The organism is Myxococcales bacterium (assembly GCA_016720545.1).
Lineage (GTDB): Bacteria > Myxococcota_A > Polyangia > Polyangiales > Polyangiaceae > JAAFHV01.
This window is the reverse complement of the sequence record JADKKK010000035.1, coordinates 144,842-163,445: the sequence shown is the minus strand read 5'-3', so window position 1 is coordinate 163,445 and position 18,604 is coordinate 144,842. Positions and strand designations below refer to the sequence as shown.

Sequence of the window (18,604 nt, the reverse complement as noted above, 5' to 3'; positions counted from 1 at the left end):
GGCCCCGAAAGCATGAGAAAAAGTCCCCACCATGAGACGCACCTCCCTCTCGATCGTCTTTCTCGCCCTCCTTGCGCTCCCGGCACTCCACTGCCGCAAGGGCAAGGCGGGAGACGACGCGGCGACGCCCATCGCCTCCGACACGGCCACCGCGCCCGAGCCGCCCCCCTCGGCGGCGCCTGCCGCCGCCGCCGCCGTGGCCGCGAACGCCGACGACATCGCGCGGTTCGGCGAAGAGACCAAGATCGCCGACGTGGCGGCGACGGTCGTCTCGCCCTCGGCGAACGTGCGCGAGTCTCCGCCGAACGGCCCGCTCGTCGCGATCCTCCCGAAGGGCACAGCGGTCGTCGAGATCGCCCAGCGCGACGCGTACATCCTCGTGACCTTCGAGAACTCGAAGAACACGTCCCAGCGTCTCATGGGGTGGGTGTTCGCGCCGTCCGTCGGGGGCGCCGGTACCCCCGCGCCTGCGTCCAGCGTCGTGAAGCTGCGTGACGCGGCCGCGCCGCCGCCCGTGGTGCCGCCGGCGAGCTGCCCCGGCGGGCTCACGCTCGTGATGGCGGACCTCCCTGTCTGCGCGAAGGTCTGCGAGAAGGACCCCGACTGCCCCGCTGGACAGGCCTGCAAAGGCACGGCCTCCCGCATCGTAAAGGGCAAGGCGGGCGACGGAGTGACCACCTGCGTCGTGTACCATCACGTCTCCGACGCCGGCGCGCCGCCGCCCCAGCCCAAGGCGGACGCCGCCGCGCCGCCGCCCGCCGTCGTAGACGCCGCCGCCCCTACGCCGTCCGCGACCGGTCCCGAGGTCCCCGCCGTCGGGGGCAAGTGCCCGGCCACCTACGTGCTCCTCCCGAAGGACGGCAAGTGCCACAAGGACTGCACCTCGGGCTCGGGCGTGTGTGGCGCCGCGCGTTGCACCAAGAACTGCAACGTCGGCCCGGCGATCTGTCTGTCGAACGCCGCGCTCTGCGCGCCGCCGAAGTAGTGGTCGCGCCCGCGTGGCGAAGCCCCAGAGCCAGTACGTCTGTCAGGCGTGCGGCGCGCGGAGCCCTCGCTGGCTCGGGCGCTGCACGACCTGCTCGGAGTGGAACAGCCTCGTCGAGGAGACCTCCGAGGAGCGCACAGTCAAGACGCGGCGCTCGTCGGGTCCTACGAAGGCTCGGCCGATCGGCGAGATCGAGGGCGACTCGCACGTGCGCGCGGCGACGGGGATCGGCGAGCTCGATCGCGTCCTTGGCGGGGGCCTCGTGCCGGGCGGCGTCACGCTGCTCGGCGGCGATCCGGGGGTCGGCAAGTCGACGCTGCTGTTGCAGGCCCTCGCGGGGCTCTCCCGCCGGGGTGTGCGCACGCTCTACGTGTCTGGCGAAGAGAGCGCGGGCCAGACCGCGGCGCGCGCGCGCCGGCTAGGCGCCACGACTGACTCGCTCTACGTGCTCGCCGAGAGCGACCTCAATCGCGTCATCGACGCGCTGTCGGAGGTGAAGCCCGCGGCGGTCGTGATCGACAGCGTCCAGACCGTCCGCAGCGGCTCGCTGGAGAGCGCCGCCGGGACGGTGAGCCAGCTCCGCGAGGTCGCCGCTCGTGTGGTCGAGGTATGCAAGCGCGATGGAATCGCCGCGTTCCTCGTCGGTCACGTCACGAAAGACGGCGCCCTCGCGGGCCCGAAGGTGCTCGAGCACCTCGTCGACACCGTGCTCGCGTTCGAGGGCGAACGCGGGCAGTCGTTTCGCTCGCTCCGCGCACTGAAGAACCGCTTCGGGAGCGCCACGGAGGTGGGCGTGTTCGAGATGTCCGGCGACGGCATGCGCGAGGTGAAGAACCCGAGCGCGCTCTTCCTGGCCGAGCGTCAAGCGGGCAGCTCTGGCAGCGTGATCTGCGCCACGTGCGAGGGCTCGCGCCCGATGCTCGTGGAGGTGCAGGCGCTCGTGTCTCCTTTCGTGCACGGCTCGCCGCGCCGCACCGCCGTCGGCGTCGATGGCGCGCGGCTCGCGATGACGCTCGCCATCTTGGAGCGGAAGGCCGGGCTCGCGGTCTCCGGCTGCGACGTGTTCGTCAGCGTCGCGGGCGGTGTCCGTGTCGACGAACCGGCGGCTGATCTCGCGATCGCGCTCGCGGTGGCATCGAGCCTCCGCGACCGCCCCGCGCCCGCGACGTTGGTGGCCTTCGGCGAGCTCGGTCTCTCTGGCGAGGTGCGCAGCGTTCCGCGCGCCAAAGAGCGCCTGGTCGAGGCGATGGAAATGGGGTTCTCGCGCGCGGTCGCGCCGTCCGCGCAGGTCTCGACCGCACGCAGCGAGTCGGCCGCGGGCGCGGGCAATGCGGCCAACGCCAAGCGTCGACGCGGCGACGCGGTGCTCGCCCTCGGGGTCAAGACCCTCGAGGAGGCGCTCGCCGTTCTGGTCTGAGCCCCCGTCCTACATTCGACTACCGACCCGCGCGCGACCCGCACGTTCTGGCCCGCGACGCTGCGGCCCTATGATACGAACTTGACTCATGACAACCACCGTCACGAAGGGTTTCTCAACCAAACTCCTGACGATCGGCGCTCTCGCCGCGGGCCTGGCGCTCGGCGCGTGCGGCGAGCCGGCGGGCGAGGGGCCGAAGGCCGCAGAAGCGGCGAAGCACCCGCTCATCGGTCAGCCCGCTCCCGCCTTCGAGTTCGAGTCGCTCAACGGTCAGGGCAAGGTCTCGATCGAGAAGTGGAAGGGCAAGGTCGTGTACGTCGACTTCTGGGCGACGTGGTGTGAGCCCTGCAAGAAGTCCTTCCCGAAGATCCAGGAGCTTTTCACGAAGTACAAGGGCCAGGTGGAGGTCGTCGGCATCTCCGAAGACGACGAGAACACCGGCATCAAGGAGTTCGGCGAGCAGTTCAGCGCCAAGTTCCCGCTCGGGTGGGACAAGGGCAAGGACATCGCCGGCAAGTGGCAGCCGAAGAGCATGCCCGCCTCGTTCGTCGTCGACAAGCAGGGCGTCGTTCGCTTCGTGCACCTCGGCTATCACGACGGCGAGGAGGCCGAGATCGAGAAGGAGATCAAGAGCCTGCTCTGAGGCCCTGCAGCACGCGGAGCACGAGGCGCGCCGACTCTCGGGGCGCCTCGCCTCTTTTGTGGCGCCGCGAGCGAGCGGCGCTCAACTCTCTTCGAAGAAGCGCAGAAGCCGCGCGTTCACGAGGTCGGGCGCGTCGCGCTGGAGCCAGTGCGAGGCGTGCTCGACCACCTCGACCGTCGCGTTCGGCACCAGGTCGGGGGGTGGCGCGGCGAGCTCCGCGCCCAGCACCCGATCGCGCCTGCCCCAGAGCACGAGCACGGGGCACGTGACGCGGCGGCCACGCGCGACGCCGCGGCCTCGCGCGAGCAGCTCTGCGAGGGTGTCACGCGCGGCGGCCCGGTAGTAGTTGAGCGCCGCCGTGAGAGCGCCGGGGTAACGGAGGGCGTCCACGTACGGATCGATCTCCTCTTCGTCGAAGCCGTCCTCCCGGAACATCGCGCGGAGGTTCGCGAAGTCGTTTCGTGAGATGAGGCGCTCGGGGAGCCCGGGGATCTGGAAGAAGAAGATGTACCAGCTCTTGCGGAGCTGCTCGCGCGTGAGGAGGCCTTCGAGCATGCGGCGCGGGTGCGGCACGTTGAGCACGCCGAGGCGCTCCACGATCTCGGGGTGACGCATGGCCACCTGCCACGCGACCACGGCGCCCCAGTCGTGACCGACCACGATCGCCGAGGCGCGCCCCTCGCGGCGAACGAGCTCGGCCACGTCCTTCGCGAGCAGCTCCACTCCGTAGCTCCGCACGCCGGCGGGCTTGTCCGACTGCGCGAAGCCTCGCATGTCGGGCGCGAGCACGCGGTAGCCCGCGGTGGCGAGCGCCTCGAGTTGGTGGCGCCACGACCACCAGAACTCGGGGAACCCGTGGAGCAGCACGACGAGCCGCCCCTCGGGGGGCCCGGCGCTCGCGAAGTGGAGTCGCACGCCGTTCACCACGGCGAAGCGCTCTTCGAAGCTCTCGACGCGCGCCCTCGTGGCCTGGCTCATGACGGCTCCTCGGCGACCGCGGCGGCGCCCTCGACCGGCATGGCCTCGACCTCGTGGAAGTTCTCGTAGTCGAGCACCCGCGCGCCGGACGCGTCGACGCTGATGATGTCCTTGAATCGCGCGTTCTCGACCACGTCGGCGATGGCGTATCTGTGACGCGCGTGGATGTTCTGCACGATGGTCTCGTCGAGGCCGCTCATGCTGAGCACGATCTCCGCCTCTCCCGCGCGGAGCCTCGCCATCCCTTCGGGCCCATAGAAGAGGCTCTCCTTGGTGATCTCGTGCATCGCCGACCACGAGAGCGCGAAGATGGACGTGCTCCCACGCACGAGAGGCACGTCGAGCTGGCGTCGCATCGACTCGCCCTCGGTCGTGCGCTCCCAGACGAGTAAGGTCACGCGGAGCTGCGCCTCCACGACCGTGTTGTGGCGCGCGTTCGCCAGCCGGAACATGAGGTGCGGCACGCCGTTGCGCCGGGTGATGACGGCCTTGTTCGCGAACAGCACCCGGGCGGTGGGGCGCGCGAACTTCGCGAACGTGAGGCCGGTCACCATCGCCGTCGTGAACACGCCGATGATCGCCTCGAGCGTCACCAGCATGTGGCCGTAGCGTGTGATCGGCGAGAAGGTCCCGTAGCCGATGGTCGCCATCGTCTGCACGCTGAAGTAGAACGCGCTCTCGAAGCTCGTCACGCCCGACACGCACCCCGGCTGCCACTGGTAGGCCGCGGCGAACAGCAGGTTCGCCGCGACGTAGATCAGCGTCACGAGCGCGAAGAAGCCCACCCAGGGGACCCGGAGCACGAAGTGGAACACGTCCTTGTGCGGCTGGAACGGCTGCCCACGAACGTGGATCGCCGCGCTCTCCTGGGTCTCGCCGCCCAGCTGTATCCTTGTCGCCATGCGTGGCGTCAGCCTACTCCAAGCGCGCAGCGGGCGCGTCGTGGTGCGTCACGATCGCGGGACGGGGTAGGTGTCGTCGCTTGGCGCACCTCGTCGGACTGAACGGATCGTCTCTCGTTGACCCGCGGGCGATCGTCCACGACCATTCTCTCTGCGGGGGGCCGCGCGAGATCGCGCGTGACGCCGAGCGACGACACTCATGGGTGCATTGCAGACCGAAGCCTCGCAACGATCGGAGCCGACCTCGCTCGAGGCTCGGCTCGCGCATCGTGGCCGCGCGGTCGCGGCGCGCGTGCTCGCGGAGAGCCCTACGTCGTTCCTCGAGCGCTTCGTGCGCGAGCCGTCGCCTCAAGCGGTGAGGTTCGTCTCCGACTTCGGCCACGCGTTCGGCTTCCCCCCACCGCGTGACCTCGTCGGCTTCACGACGCTCGCGTCGCTGCGTCCGGTGCTGGCCGACTTCGACCTGCTCCGCTTTCCCGAGGGTACCGACGACAACGCGTTCGACGCGTTCGTGCGGCACAGCGGCTCGGGCGCGCTGCTCGGCCTCCTGATCGGGGCGCTCCCCATCGCGCGCTCCGACCTCGGCGAGACGTTCTACGTCGCGCTCGACGAGGGGCTCGACGAGCCGCTCTCTCGCACCCCGCGCCTCGTGAGCCGCGACGCGGTGTTCGGGTTCTCGTGGGTCAAGCGCGCGCTCGTGGGGCCTCTCACCCGCGACCTGTCGTCGTTCGCGTACGCGGCGGCGCTGGTGGGCGGGCGCCGGGCCGGCGAGATCGACGAGCCCGGCTTCGGCGCGTGCGCGGAGCGCCTCCGGCCCCACGTCGCGCGGCGGTCGCCGTTCGCGGAGCTCGAGAAGGTGACGCGACGCGCGGGCGCGCCCTACGTGGCGCCGCGCTCGGCGACGCTCCAGCGCTTCCTCCGGGCGTTGTGGATCCACGGGCTCCTCGCCGACGATGGCGTCTTCTCCCTCGACGACGTGCGACGCCTATTTTCGCCGCGGCACAATGCGCAGCCCACTCGCGCGGTGTGGGAGCGCTTCGTCCGGGCCATGCCCAGCCAGGTCCCGACGGCCCTCTACGCGCTCTTCCGCAGCTACTTCTTCGAGGACCACCGCCGCCTCGCCGAGGCCATCGAGGTGTGCTTGGCGAGCCCCGCCAGGCTCATCGCCGACGCCGCGAGGTTCTTCGACGACGTGGCCCACGGGCGGCGTGACACACTCGGCGCGCTGGGTAGCCTGAGCCAGGCGCGTGGAGCGTTCCTCTCGCTCGGGCTCACGTCGCCGCCCTCGTCGCGCGCGCGTCCTCGCGCGCCTGGCTCGGAGCGCACGCCTGCCGTTGCGCCGTCGCCGAGCGCCCAGACCCTCCGTGCGCGTTCGCTCGACGATCTCGAACGTCGCGCGTGGGAGAGGCTCGGCGACGAGGGCACCCACCGCGCGATCTTCGCGAGGCTTGGCGAGCGTCCGGAGCTCGAGTGCGGGCTCGCGGCGATCGACTACATCGACCAGGACGGGCACGTGCACGACAACGCCGTGCTGCCGAACGAGCGCGAGGAGGCGCTGCTCGCGCTCGGCGCGCATGGCCGCCCCGTGCTCGTGCCGCTCCTCGTTGGGCGAGCGCTCCGCGAGGACCTGCGCGCGATCGACATGCTCGGCGCGCTCGGCGACGCCCGCGCGATCCCGCCGTTGCTCTCCCTGCTCGATCGCCCGTCACAGCGGTACCGGCACGTCGAGACCAGCGTGGTGTCCGCGCTGCGAGCGCTCGGCGCGCGCCCGGCGGTGCCGCGCCTGCTCGCCCTGCTCGCCGACAACCCCCTCCGCGACTGGAAGGAGGGGCTCGAGCGCGGGCCGCTCGTGAAAGAGCTCGTGGCAACCCTCGGCGTTCTCGGCGACGCGGCCGCCGCCGGCCCGATTCACGAGCTGCTGCGCTCGCAGAGCCTCGAGGTGCGCCCCATCGTGTCGACGTGCGCCGAGGCGCTCGGGCGCCTCCGCTTCGGTCCCGCCGCGCCACGCATGCGCGAGCTCACGCGCCTCGCGGCAACGCTGCGGGATGGCGTGCCGGCCGAGCTGGTGTGGGCGCTGGGTCAGCTCTCGACCGGCGTCGAGGAGGGGCCGTCGCGCGACACGCTGCGGGCGGTGGAGCTAGCCGACAAGGCGGCCGACGTCGTGCGCGTCGCGGCCCTCGCGAAGCTCGGCGAGGGCGCCGCCAGCGCGGCCGCAGGGAGCGCGGTGCTCGACTTCGAGGGCGCGCTCGAGCGCGCGATCTGGGAGCCCGGCTTCAAGCGCGAGGAGACCTCGAGGCGCCGCGTGTGGGCGTTCCGCTGCCTCGCGGAGCTCGGCGGCGCCGAGTTCGACATGGACGCGGTGAGGTACTTCGTCACGCTCGACGATCACGCGGTCCGTCACGCCGCGACGGAGGCGTTTCGGCTGCGCGGGCAGCGCGTGCCGCGGGTTCGCCCGTACTACAAGATGGAGCTGCCGTCGATCGAGCGCCGCGGCCTCGACGCGCTCCACCAGGCGCTCCACGACAAGAACGGCGTGTTTCGCTACAACGTGGCCCTCCGCATCGCGGACATTGGGCATCCCTCCAGCGTGGGGCCGCTGGTCCGCTCGATTCGGCGCCTGTTCGAAGAGCCGCTCACCTCCACGTACGAGTACGACGACGCCCCTCACCACCTCGTGTGGTTCTGCAAAGCGCTCAAGCGCATGGGGGATCCGCGCGGCAACGTCGCGCTCATCGAGGGGCTCTCCTCGACCGATCCCCACGTCCGCGCCGTCGTCGCCGACGATCCTCCCGACGATCCCCGCGTGGTGCCGGAGCTGATTCGCCTCCTCGACGATCCGCGGTCGTTCGTGCGCACCCGCGCGGAGCGCTCGCTGCGGGCGTTTCGAGCCAACCCCGACGTCGAGCGCCTGCTCGCGCGGCGAAGCGTGCATCGCGAGGCGTCGCGCCTCGCCTGAGGCGCGGTCCGCCAGTTCGACTACTCGAGCGGCGGCGGGCTCGTGGTGTGGGCCTCGCGGGGGGCGTGCGCCGCATCGTCCCGGCCGTCTGCCGGCATGGCGAGCGTCACGAGCCCGTCGCGCATGAGCCCGCTGAAGACGTGCAGCACCTCCTCGAGCGGCAGCGAGGTCAGCTCTCCTATCGAGGCGAGGTCTTCGCGGCCATCGGCGTGGAGCCACACGAACGCGGCGCGCACGTCGAGAGTGTGCCCCGCGTCGGGGCTCTCCACGCGCGTCGGCACGGCCCGGAGCGACACGTCCGCGCGCGCTCGAGTGGGGGGCGCCGTGGAGATGCTGGGCGGGCGCGTTGGGTGGCTGGAGGGGCGCGGCTCGCCCCCGTCCGAGCCGCTCACGCCGCCCTCACCGGGATGAGCTCGAAGCGGTCGACGTCCATGAGCCCGTGATCGGTCAGCTTGAGTGAGGGGATGACCGGGAGGCTCAGGAAGGCGAGCTGCAGGAAGGGCTCGGGCAGCTCGCAGCCGACCGCGCGGCTCGCGCCGTGCAGTCCTTCGAGCGCGACCTTCAGCTCCTCGGGCGAGGCCGCCGACATGAGCCCACCTTCCGGCAAGGCCAGCTCCGCGAGCACCTCGCCGCGGCGCACGACCACGAAGCCGCCGCCCAGCGCGGCGAGAGCCGCGAGTGCGCGACGCATGTCGGACGTGTCGCTGCCGACCACGATGAGGTTGTGGCTGTCGTGCCCGACGCTAGACGCGATGGCGCCGGCGAAGCGTTCGCCGAAGCCGCGCACGTATCCGTTCGACGGCGGGCGCCCGTGCCCGTGCCGCTCGAGCACCGAGAGCCGCGCCACGCCGCGCGCCGCCGAGTCCTCCACCGAGCGATCCGTCAGTATGCGCCCGTGCCGGACCCCGATCACGTGAACCTGCCCGGCCGGACCCTCGAGCTCACTCGCCTCGGGCAGCGCGCAACGGACCGTGTTGCCCGTGCGGGCGCCGGCGCCCGCGACCTGCGACGCGAGCACCTCCTCGGCGAGCTTGCCCGCCTTGTACACGGCGTCGATCGCGCAGGTCTGGACGTCACCGAGCACCACGAGGTCGGCGGTGAAACCCGGAGCGATCGCTCCCACGCGCGCGCGTGCGGCGTGCGACGCCAGGCCATAGTGGGAGGCGACGCTGTAAGAGGCTGTGCGAAAGACGACCTCGGGCGGCACACCCCTCGCGATCGCGCTGCGCACGAGGTGGTCGACGTGGCCCTCCCGCGCGATATCGAGCGGGTTGCGGTCGTCGGTGCAGAACCCCAGGCTCGTGGAGCTCGCGAGGTCGAGCAGGGGCAGCAAGGCGTCGAGGTCCTTCGCCACGCTCCCCTCGCGGATCCACACGCGAACGCCCTTGGAGAGCTTCTCGCGGGCCTCTTCGAGCTCCGAGCTCTCGTGGCAGCTCGAGATACCCGCCGCGGCGTACGCGCTCAGCGCCTGGCCCCGCAGCAGCGGACAGTGGCCATCGATCGGTCGGCCCTCGAAGGCGTCGAGCTTCTCGAGGAGCGAGGGATCGCCGTGGAGCACACCGGGGACGTTCATGACCTCGGCGAGCCCGAGCGCGGAGGGGTGCGCCGCGAGCGCCGAGAGCTCGGCCGCGGACAGCGAGCCGCCGCCGTTGGTCTCGAACGTCGTCGCCGGCACGCACGAGCTCATCATGACCTTCAGCGAGAGTCCGAGGGTCTCGCTCGCCTCCAGGAAGTAGCGAACGCCGGGCGCGCCGAGCACGTTCGCGAGCTCGTGGGGATCGCACACCGCGGTCGTCGTGCCCTTCGGGAGCACGCACCGTTGGAAGTTCGACGGGGTCATCAGCGAGCTCTCGAGGTGCACGTGCGCGTCGATGAAGCCTGGTACGACGGCCTTCCCGCCGAGGTCGACGACGCGCTTGGCTGGCAGGCGCGCTTCCGGGCCGACGCCTACGATGGCCCCGTCGTACACGGCGAGGTGCCCCTCGCGAAAGGTGGCCGTGAAGACGTCGAGCCAGCGCGCGTTCTCGAGGACGAGGTCGCAGTCGCGCTTTCCTTGGGCGGCCTGGATGAGTTCGCTGCGTCGGGACATTCGACGATTATGGCCCCTCGCGGCGCTCCGCGGGCGCACCGGGGAACAAAAGTGTGAAACTTCCCGCGGTGAAAGAAGATTTTGGCGAGCTGTCCCGTAGAGTAACGCGTCGCACGCCGCGCTTGGACGAAAGGCCTCCTGTGACTCTAGTGACCGAACGCACGCAGCTCGTCTCCCGACCCCCCTCGAACGCCCGCGTGTCGCCGACCGTGGTCGCGCTCGCGGCGCTCGCGGCGCTCGTCCCGATCGTCGCGGGCGCCACCGGGTGCGCGTCGAGCGCGCCTGTCGATGCCCCGGAGCTCGGCGCCACCGCGAACCCGATCATCGGTGGCGCGGCGGACAGCACGCACGATGCGGTGGTGGCGATCTATGGCCAACAGGGTGCCCAGGCCGGCGCATGCACCGGCACCATCGTGAAGACGGTGGGGAAGGTGGGCTACGTGCTCACGGCCGCGCACTGCGTGACGATCCCGCCGAGCATCGTGTTCATGGGCCCCGACTACAACAGCGCGAGCGCCAAGCGCTTCGCCGTGCTCGATTACGCGGCTCACCCCAGCTACAACGGCGACGTCGCGTCGAACTACGACGTCGCCGTCGTGCGCGTGCTCGGCGTGAACAGCGGCACGCCGGTCATCCCGATCACCGCCTCCCCCGATCAGCTCTCTCTCGGTACCACGCTCACGAGCGTCGGCTACGGCCGAACCACGCCGGCCGGCGCATCCGGTGGCGACAACACCACGCGGAAGAACATTCGGCTCGCCGTCCAGGAGCTCGACTCGACGCACATCGGGTACCGGTTCCAGTCGGGCAACATTTGCCAGGGCGACAGCGGCGGCCCAGCGCTCCGGGGCACTGGCACGGCGGAGCGCGTCGTCGGCATCCACTCGTACGTCAACGGCGACTGCACCCAGCAGGCCTACAGCGTCCGCGTCACCTTCTCGTCGGTGTACACGTTCATCCAGCAGCAGCTCGCCAAGGCGCCGCCGGCCGAGTCCTGCGACTCGTGCACGCGCGCCGAGACTTCGGGCGACAACCCGTGCGCGCAGAAGCAGGCGGAGTGCTTCACCGACCCCGAGTGCGAGAAGCTCGCGGAGTGCCAGCAGAAGTGCTCGTCGGCGACGTGCGTGACCGACTGCGAGAACAGACACCCGAGGGCCATCGCGAAGTTCAACGCCGCCGTGTACTGCACGTGCGGCGAGACCGTGTGCAAGCCTCTGTGCTTCATCGAGTGCCGCAGCGCCCCGAAGTGCGGCTTCGCCCTCCCGCGCGACGCGTGTGGCGCCTGCACCGAGGGGGCGTGCTGCGACGCGGTGGGGGCGTGCGCGGGGGACGCCGACTGCCTCCTGTGCCTTCGCGCGGGCGCGTCCGCGGATCCGAGCTGCGCCGCCAACAAGCTCCGGAAGGCCGTGGCCGACTGCGCGACCACCAAGTGCAAGACCGAGTGCGCGTCCGACCCGATCGTCGAGGGCGGTCAGCCGACGCCGGGCGGCCCGGTGGGGCCCGACGGCAAGCCCGTTCCGGCCGGAGCCGCGACGACGACCACCACCACCGAGAGCTGCGGTTGCGAGGTCGTGGGCGCGTCGCCGGCGCCCTTCGCTCGGCGTCGCTCGCGGCGCTCTTCGGGCTCGCGCTCGGGCTCGCCGGCCGCAGGGCCCGACGCCGAGAGGGGCGGCCGAGGGGCTGACGCGAGCCGCCGCGCCCGGCGGCCCCATTCTTTAGCGCGCGCGCGACGGGAGCGCGCGGGGCTCCGGGCTCGCCAGGTTCACGTAGAGCGCGCGCCTCGCCGCGGCGTCCACGCCATGGAACTGCAGGCCGAGGCAGGGGCCCATGGTGTCGTACTTGCGGCGCCCGTGGAGGACACGCGTGACGGTCGCGAAGACGTCGACCCAGTGCTCGCGGCGCGCCGGGCGGAGCGAGAGAATGACCTCTTCGCCGGTCAGCACCTGGCGATCGGCCTGCACGAGCGCCCCGAACGGCGAGAGATCCACCGTGAGGTTCGAGACGACCCGAAAGTCGCGCTCGCGGATGACCTGCCCGTAGGGGATGTGGAGGGCACGGCGAGAGCCTTTGCGGCGCAGCGGGTGGACAGTGGGTTGAGCGAGCAGGGTCATGGGGGCCTCCTGTTCGAACGATAGGCAGGGGCGCTCGAGCGGGGCCAACTTCGCGAGGCCGGGCCACGTCGAAGGCGCGCGGCCCCGTGTCAGGGCTCGATCGCCTCCACGCGCATCACGACGCGCCCCTCGCTCCGGGAGCCCTCGAGGTCGACCTTGGCGCGCACCACCCACCCTGTGGGGCCGTCGTCGCCGACGAGCGCCTGTCGCAGCTCCCACACGTGCTCGCCGCGCTCGACGGTCAGGTGCTTCGGGCTGCGGGCCTCGCCGTCCATGCGGAGCGCGCCGTGATCGGCCACGAGCGCGTCGAGCGCGCGCGCGAGCACCGCCTCGTCGATCGCGGTGTTCTGGCAGAGCTCCGTCGCCGTCGCGAGCTCGTACCGCGCGAGCGCCCGGACGAGCGCGAAGCTCGCGTTGCGCACGAGCGCCAGAAACCCCTCGCCGGCGGTGATGTCGGGCGGGCCCATCGCGACCGGGGCCAGCGCCGACTCGTCGCGCGCCTTCAGCGCGTCGAAGTACGCGGGGTCGCGCATCTTCTCCCACTCGTCGAGGAGGCTCGAGTCGGCCTGCCGAACCACGGCGCCCAGCGTGATCACCACGTCGTCGATGGCGGCGGTCTTCTCGAGGTCGGGCACCGACTGCACGAGGGTCTTGTAGACCTCGCTGAGGTACCGGAGCAGCAGCCCCTCGACCCGCTCGAGCCCGTACTCCTTCACGTACTCGTTGAACGAGAGCACCTGTTCGATCATGTCGCGCGCGATCGACTTGGGGCGCACGTTCTGGTCGGCCACCCAGGGGTGTTGCGACTTGAACGCGTTGAACGTGAGATACGAGAGCTCGCGGTTCGGGACCACCAGCTCCACCTTCTCGAGCTCGGCGATGCGCTCGTCGAAGGGCATCCCCTGGGCCTTCAGCTCGGCGAGCTTCGCCTGCTTGGCCTTGTCGAGCTGCTTGACCAGGATGGGGTCGGGGTTCTCGCAGATCGACTCGACCGCCGTGAGCACGTCGAGGGCGTGCGTGGGGAGGTCGTGGTCGAGGCGGGGCAGCGTCTCCAGCAGGTAGAGCGCGAGCGGCTGGTTCAGCGCGAAGTCGAGCTGCAGGTCGTCCGCGAGCGTGAGGCGGGCGCCGCCTCCGGGTTGGGGCACGCGCCACAGCACCTGCGCGTCGAGCAGTGAGCGGTAGAGCGAGAGCGCCACCCGCCCGAGCTTTCGCTTCTCGGCCGTGCGCTCGTGCGAGCGGTTCACGAGCCGCGCCATCGCCATGCAGCCGCCGTCCTCGCGCGTCAGCACGTCGAGCAGCATCCCGTGCGACACCGTGAAGCGCGACACGAGCGGCTCGGGGCTGCTCGCCACGAGCTTGTCGAAGGTCGCCTTGTCCCACGGCACGTAGCCGCGCTCGGGCGGCTTGCGCCTCACGAGCTTGCGGAGCTTCTTCGGATCGCCGGCGGCCTTCGCCTCGAGGCGGAGGTTCTCGATCACGTGCTCGGGCGCCTGCGCCACCACGAGCCCCTCGGTGTCGAAGCCGCGACGCCCGGCGCGCCCCGCGATCTGCTTGAAGTCGCGCACCGTCAGGATCGCCGTCTTCTCGCCGTCGTACTTGCACAGCTTGGTGAACAGCACGGTGCGGATGGGCACGTTCACGCCGACGCCGAGCGTGTCGGTGCCGGAGATGACCTTGAGCAGGCCGCGCTGCGCGAGCTTCTCCACGAGCAGGCGGTACTTGGGCAGGAGCCCCGCGTGGTGGAGCCCCACGCCGTGCCGCACGAAGCGCTGGACCTCCTTGCCGAAGGGCGTGTCGAAGCGCGTCCCGAGCATCGCGTCGGCGATCGTGCGCTTCTCTTCCTTCGTGCAGAAGTCGGCGCTCATGAGGTTCTGGGCCTCCTCCGCGGCGCCACGCTGGGTGAAATTAACCAAATAGATCGGGGATTTGCCCGCGGCGACGAGCTCGCTCAGGGTGGTGTGGAGCGGGGTGTCGCGGTACTCGAACGTGAGCGGCACGGGCCGCTCGGCCGTTCGCACGGTGCGCACCGCCGCCCCCGTGCGTCGCGCGAGGTCTTGCTCGAAGAACGTGACGTCGCCGAGCGTGGCCGACATGAGCAAGAACCGCACGTGGGACAGCTCGAGCAGGGGCACCTGCCAGGCCACGCCGCGCTCCTTGTCCGAGTAGTAGTGAAACTCGTCCATGACCACGTGCCCGAGGTCGGCGCGGTCGCCCTCGCGCAGCGCCATGCTCGCCAAGATCTCGGCGGTCGCGCAGAGGATCGGCGCGCCGGGGTTGATGCTCGCGTCCCCCGTGAGGAGGCCCACCGCGTCCTTCCCGAAGTCCTTCGAGAGGGCGAAGAACTTCTCGTTCGCGAGCGCCTTGATGGGCGCCGTGTAGATCGAGCGACGCCCCTCGGAGAGCGCGAGGAAGTGCGCGAAGGTGGCCACGAGGCTCTTGCCGGAGCCCGTCGGTGTGCCCAAGATCACGTGGTTGTCGGCCGCGAGCTCGAGCATCGCCTCTTCCTGCGCGGGGTAGAGGTCGAGGCCAAGATCGGCCACGTGGCCGAGGAACGCGTCGAGCACGGCGTCGGGCGACGCGCCGTCCGGCGGGAGGCGGTCGTAGAGCGTGGGCATGCGCCTTCATACGCCGTTTCGAGCGCGCGCGGGCCGCGGCGGTGGGGGTGGCGGTGGCTGGGGCGTCTCCCGTCAGCCCCGAGCCAGCGCCTCGGCGAGCCGCGCGACGAGCGACCGGCGAGGGTCCGTGGCCTGGAACGCACGCAGCGACGCGATCTGGTCGGTCACGGCGGCGCGCACGCCGTCGCGCAGGGCGCGCAGCGCGGCGTCGTCGTCCGGTGGAGTCCCCTCGGTCGGGATGGCCTCGGAGAAGCCGAAGTAGATGCGCTGCGGCCGACGCGGCCGGGCGAGCGGCATGAGCACGTCCCGCCGCACGCCGAGGCGGTCGATCGCGCGCGCGAGCGGCGCGGCGAGAGGGGAGGCGAGCACCTCGTCGGCGTCCAGCACCACCTCGAACGCGTCCTCCACCCCCACGCAGGCGAACGGCACGATGGTGCACCCGTGCGTCGCCGCGAGCCTCACGAACCCAAGGCGCTCCTTCCAGAGGAGGGCGTACTCCTCGCCCTTGCGCTTCGCGACCTCGCGCCCGCCGCCCGGGAACACGAGCACACACTCGCGCGCGGCCATGAGCGCGCCGCAGGCCTCGGGTGTGCCGTCCACCGCGCCGCACGCGAACAAAAGGTCGCGCCACCCGGGGATCTGAAAGTGCAGGTGATCGCCGAGCGAGCGGAGCACGATGCCCTTGCGCTCGTAGAGCTCTGCGAAGAGGAGCGGCGGATCGAGGACGCCGAAGATCGAGTGGTTGCCCACGAAGAGCAGCGGTCTCGATTCCGGAATGTTTTCAATCCCTTGCACGTGCGGAGCGGCGAGCGCCCGCATCGGCCGGAGCGCGCCGATCGCGCGCTCGATGAGGCGCGCCGACGGGCGCGGCGGCAGTCGGGGAGGCAGTCGGGGAGGCGGTCGGGGAGAGGAGCGCGAGGCCACGCGGCGAGCGTAGCAGGCGCCTGTCGCCCCGAGAGGCGAAGCGGTCCGCCGCTCGAGGCCGCGCGCTCAGCGAAACGCGCGCTGGATCTCGCCGGCGGCGCGGAGCCCCGAGAGGGCGCCGCCCTCCATGAAGCCTTGCCACGAGTAGAAAGAGTCGGTCGTCTCGCCCGCGAAGAACAGGTTGCCGACGGCCTTGCCCTCGTTGCCCTCGATCCGAGTGAAGTACCCGGGCGCGTTCGCGGTGTAGCTGCCCTTCGTGTTGGGGTCGCTCGGCCAGTGCTGGAGGTGCGCCACGTAGGCCCCGCCCGCGGTGCGGCGCGCGCGCGCGCTGCTGCCCGGGTACGCCATCTCGAAGTTCGCCAGGAACCGCGCCGTGTCGGCCTGGGTGTTGGCGGTCGAGAGCGAGCGGCCGAGCGCGCCGCCGGTGTAGTCGGTGATGACGCCGCGGGTCGCGTCGGCCGTGCTCGGGCTGGTCTCCCAGGTCGCCTGCAGGTACGGGAGATCGCTGTAGGCCGCGCCGCTGGCGGGCAGCCACGGCCGGCCGTTGAAGCCGACCATGAGCTTGGAGTTGGTGCCGTAGACCGTGTGCTGGATCGCGTAGATCTTCGAGGCGGGCAGGCCCAGGCTCGCGTCGAGGGCGACGTCGCGCAGCATGTTGAAGGGCAGCGAGAGCACCACCGCGTCGTGGGTGGCCGTCACGGTCTTGGTCCCCTCCTTGAAGGTGAGCACCACCCGGCCGTCCGACGCCTTGCGCACGCCGACGAGCCTCCGGCCTAGGCGAATCTGCCCCGGGAGCCGCGCGATGAGCCCGTCGGTGACCTGCTGGTTGCCGCCCACCACGTGGTAGCGCTCATCGCTGAAGTTGCCGAGGAGGCGGAGCTTGCCCTGCCGAGACGCCTTCGCGAAGAGGAGGAACGCGAGGCAGCTCTGCTCGTCGCTCGCGACGCCGTACTCGATCTCGTAGGCCACGTTGAGCAGCTTCTTGATCTGCGGGGGCGCCCCGCGCGAGTCGAGGTATTCGCGGAGGCTGAGGTTATCGAGCGCGGCTTCGTCGGCCGTGAAAGCGTCGGCGGTAGGGGCGCCCACCTTGCGGAGATCGTCGCGCATCGCGTCGACGAGCACGCGGTACTGCTCGACCATCGTCGCCTCGCTCACGAGGGCGCCGTCGAAGAAGTACTTGGTCTCGCGCGCCGGCTTCGTCACCTCCTCGAGGGTGAGGCCGAGCTCGCGCGCGTAGCCGATCATCGTCTTGTGGGGCGTGTCGATGAGCTCGCCGCCCCGCTCGATCACCTGGCCGGGGAACATCACGGGCCCGGCGAACGGCCCGCCCATCGACCAGATGCGGCCGCCGGCGCGGGTCGAGGCTTCGTGGAGGGTGGCCACGACGCCCACCTTCTTGAGCTCGTAGGCGCACGAAAGGCCAGCGATTCCGGCGCCGACGATGCCCACGTCGACGGGGATCTGCCTGGCGGACGCCGCAGCCCGGCCAAGCTCGCCCGCTTCGCTGCCGCCCGTGCCGTCAGCCGCGCACCCGCCGAGGAGCGACGCTCCGCCCAGCGTGACCGCGCCCGCCGCGAGCGCCTGCCGCCGGCTCACGCGCCGCGCGTCCGCCACGCCCACGGCTTCGTCGGCGGCGTGGCTCGAGCGGGCGATGAACATGGTGTCGAGCAGGCGGGCGAAGAGGGGCGTACGGGACATGGGGCTCCTTCGAGGGGGATGGCCGCATTTAAGCAAGAACCGTGCGCACACTTGCGTACACGCAACCCCGCAGAATGTCACTGGCGGTCGCCGCAAGTCTGGATGGTCTGTGATCCATGTGGTCAGCTCGAGCACCATCGCCCACCGTGCGCCCGCGTCGCCGCTTGGCGGCCAGCGACACCGGCGCAAGTGCGCGCGCGCCCCGCGCCGAGCCTGGTGAGCCGTGCGCTGCGTGGGAGTGTGGCATGGTGAGCGCCCATGCCGACGCCCGTCACCCCGCTCGCCGTCCGCCGCGCCTACGGCGCGATCCGTCCGCACGTGCGCCGCACGCCGCTCCTCTCGGGGGATCCAGGCTCCTTCGGCGACGCCCGGGTGACCTTCAAGTTGGAGCTGCTCCAGCACGCCGGGTCGTTCAAGACGCGAGGGGCCTTCCAGTCGCTGCTCTCGGGCGCCGTCTCGACCGCCGGCGTCGCCGCCGCCTCGGGCGGAAACCACGGCGTGGCCGTGGCGTACGCCGCGAAGCGCCTCGGCCACTCGGCGACGATCTTCGTCCCGGAGATCGCCTCCCCCGTGAAGGTCGCCGCCATCCGCGCGCACGGAGCGACGGTCGTGATCGGAGGGGCGCGCTACGCCGACGCGCAGCTCGCCTGCGACGCCCACGCCGCCACGACGGGCGCCACGGTGGTGCACCCGTTCGACGCCGCGCCGACGCTCGAGGGGCAGGGCACCGTCGCCCTCGAATGGGAAGAAGATCAGGCGCGGCTCGGGCTCGAGCCCCTCGACACCGTGCTCGTCGCGGTCGGCGGCGGCGGGCTGCTCGGCGGCATGGCCTGCCACTGGGCGGGCCGCGTGAAGCTCGTGGGTGTGGAGCCCGAGGGCTCACGCTGCATGCAGGCGGCCCTCGAGGCGGGGCACCCCGTCGACGTCCCGGTCGAGTCTCTCGCGGCCGACTCGCTCGGGGCCCGGCGTGCCGGCGCGCTGGCGTTCGACGCCGTGCGCGGGGCAGGGTGCGACGTGGTGCTCGTCAGCGACGCGCAGATCCGCGAGGCCCAAGACCACCTCTGGCGCGCCTACCGCGTCGCGGCGGAGCCCGGGGGAGCGGCGGCCCTGGCGGCCCTGCTCGGCGGGCGCTACCGGCCCGCGCCGGGCGAGCGTGTGGGCGTGCTCGTGTGCGGTGGCAACGTGGCGCCGTCGACCCTCACATGACGGCGTGATGGCCTGAGCGAGCGCGTCGACTCCCGCTTGCGACGGTCTTGGCCTTCGTGGCACGAAGTCTCTAGCGCGTG

At 71.5% G+C, this 18,604-nt stretch carries 13 protein-coding genes; 6 read left to right on the top strand and 7 right to left on the bottom strand.

Features of this window, described 5'->3' with window-relative positions:
* Nucleotides 1–31: 31 nt before the first annotated feature.
* The 3 genes from IPQ09_29280 to IPQ09_29270 all read left to right on the top strand — a co-directional run bounded on the left by IPQ09_29280 (nt 32) and on the right by IPQ09_29270 (nt 3,045).
* The gene (locus IPQ09_29280; protein MBL0198239.1) at nt 32–985 is read left to right on the top strand and encodes a hypothetical protein; all 954 of its coding nucleotides are present in this window, start codon (nt 32–34) and stop codon (nt 983–985) included.
* A gap of 13 nt (nt 986–998) precedes the next feature.
* On the top strand, nt 999–2,402 hold the full coding sequence (gene radA, locus IPQ09_29275; protein ID MBL0198238.1) for a DNA repair protein RadA: 1,404 nt from the start codon (nt 999–1,001) through the stop codon (nt 2,400–2,402).
* 88 nt (nt 2,403–2,490) lie between these two features.
* A complete protein-coding gene (locus IPQ09_29270; GenBank protein MBL0198237.1) occupies nt 2,491–3,045 on the top strand; it encodes a TlpA family protein disulfide reductase in 555 nt (184 codons plus the stop codon).
* A gap of 81 nt (nt 3,046–3,126) precedes the next feature.
* Here IPQ09_29270 and IPQ09_29265 read toward each other — a convergent pair whose 3' ends face one another.
* Both IPQ09_29265 and IPQ09_29260 read right to left on the bottom strand, forming a co-directional pair.
* Nucleotides 3,127–4,023 (bottom strand): alpha/beta hydrolase, encoded by an 897-nt coding sequence (locus IPQ09_29265; protein MBL0198236.1) that lies wholly within the window; start codon nt 4,021–4,023, stop codon nt 3,127–3,129.
* Nucleotides 4,020–4,925 carry an ATP-sensitive inward rectifier potassium channel 10 gene (locus IPQ09_29260; protein MBL0198235.1) on the bottom strand — a complete coding sequence of 302 codons (906 nt, stop codon included), beginning with the start codon at nt 4,923–4,925 and terminating at the stop codon, nt 4,020–4,022. Before IPQ09_29260 ends, IPQ09_29265 begins: the two co-directional genes overlap by 4 nt.
* Nucleotides 4,926–5,133: 208 nt before the next feature.
* Here IPQ09_29260 and IPQ09_29255 point away from each other — a divergent pair, with 208 nt between their 5' ends.
* Nucleotides 5,134–7,881 (top strand): hypothetical protein, encoded by a 2,748-nt coding sequence (locus IPQ09_29255; GenBank protein ID MBL0198234.1) that lies wholly within the window; start codon nt 5,134–5,136, stop codon nt 7,879–7,881.
* Nucleotides 7,882–7,901: 20 nt separating this feature from the next.
* Here IPQ09_29255 and IPQ09_29250 read toward each other — a convergent pair whose 3' ends face one another.
* Complete coding sequence (locus IPQ09_29250) at nt 7,902–8,273, bottom strand: hypothetical protein (GenBank protein ID MBL0198233.1); 372 nt, start codon at nt 8,271–8,273, stop codon at nt 7,902–7,904.
* Nucleotides 8,270–9,970 carry an adenine deaminase gene (gene ade / locus IPQ09_29245; protein ID MBL0198232.1) on the bottom strand — a complete coding sequence of 567 codons (1,701 nt, stop codon included), beginning with the start codon at nt 9,968–9,970 and terminating at the stop codon, nt 8,270–8,272. Before ade ends, IPQ09_29250 begins: the two co-directional genes overlap by 4 nt.
* A gap of 149 nt (nt 9,971–10,119) precedes the next feature.
* On the opposite strand from ade, the gene IPQ09_29240 reads away from it, so the two are divergent.
* On the top strand, nt 10,120–12,105 hold the full coding sequence (locus IPQ09_29240; GenBank protein ID MBL0198231.1) for a trypsin-like serine protease: 1,986 nt from the start codon (nt 10,120–10,122) through the stop codon (nt 12,103–12,105).
* A 65-nt stretch (nt 12,106–12,170) separates the two neighbouring features.
* Here IPQ09_29240 and IPQ09_29235 read toward each other — a convergent pair whose 3' ends face one another.
* The 3 genes from IPQ09_29235 to IPQ09_29225 all read right to left on the bottom strand — a co-directional run bounded on the left by IPQ09_29235 (nt 12,171) and on the right by IPQ09_29225 (nt 17,318).
* Entirely contained in the window at nt 12,171–14,696 is a 2,526-nt protein-coding gene (locus IPQ09_29235) for a DUF3516 domain-containing protein (GenBank protein MBL0198230.1), read from the bottom strand.
* Nucleotides 14,697–14,768: 72 nt separating this feature from the next.
* Nucleotides 14,769–15,515 (bottom strand): acyltransferase family protein, encoded by a 747-nt coding sequence (locus IPQ09_29230; GenBank protein ID MBL0198229.1) that lies wholly within the window; start codon nt 15,513–15,515, stop codon nt 14,769–14,771.
* A 171-nt stretch (nt 15,516–15,686) separates the two neighbouring features.
* Nucleotides 15,687–17,318: an FAD-dependent oxidoreductase gene (locus IPQ09_29225; GenBank protein MBL0198228.1), complete on the bottom strand. Its 1,632-nt coding sequence runs from the start codon at nt 17,316–17,318 to the stop codon at nt 15,687–15,689.
* Nucleotides 17,319–17,576: 258 nt separating this feature from the next.
* Between IPQ09_29225 and IPQ09_29220 the strand changes: the two genes are divergently transcribed.
* Entirely contained in the window at nt 17,577–18,524 is a 948-nt protein-coding gene (locus IPQ09_29220; GenBank protein MBL0198227.1) for a serine/threonine dehydratase, read from the top strand.
* Nucleotides 18,525–18,604: the final 80 nt, after the last annotated feature.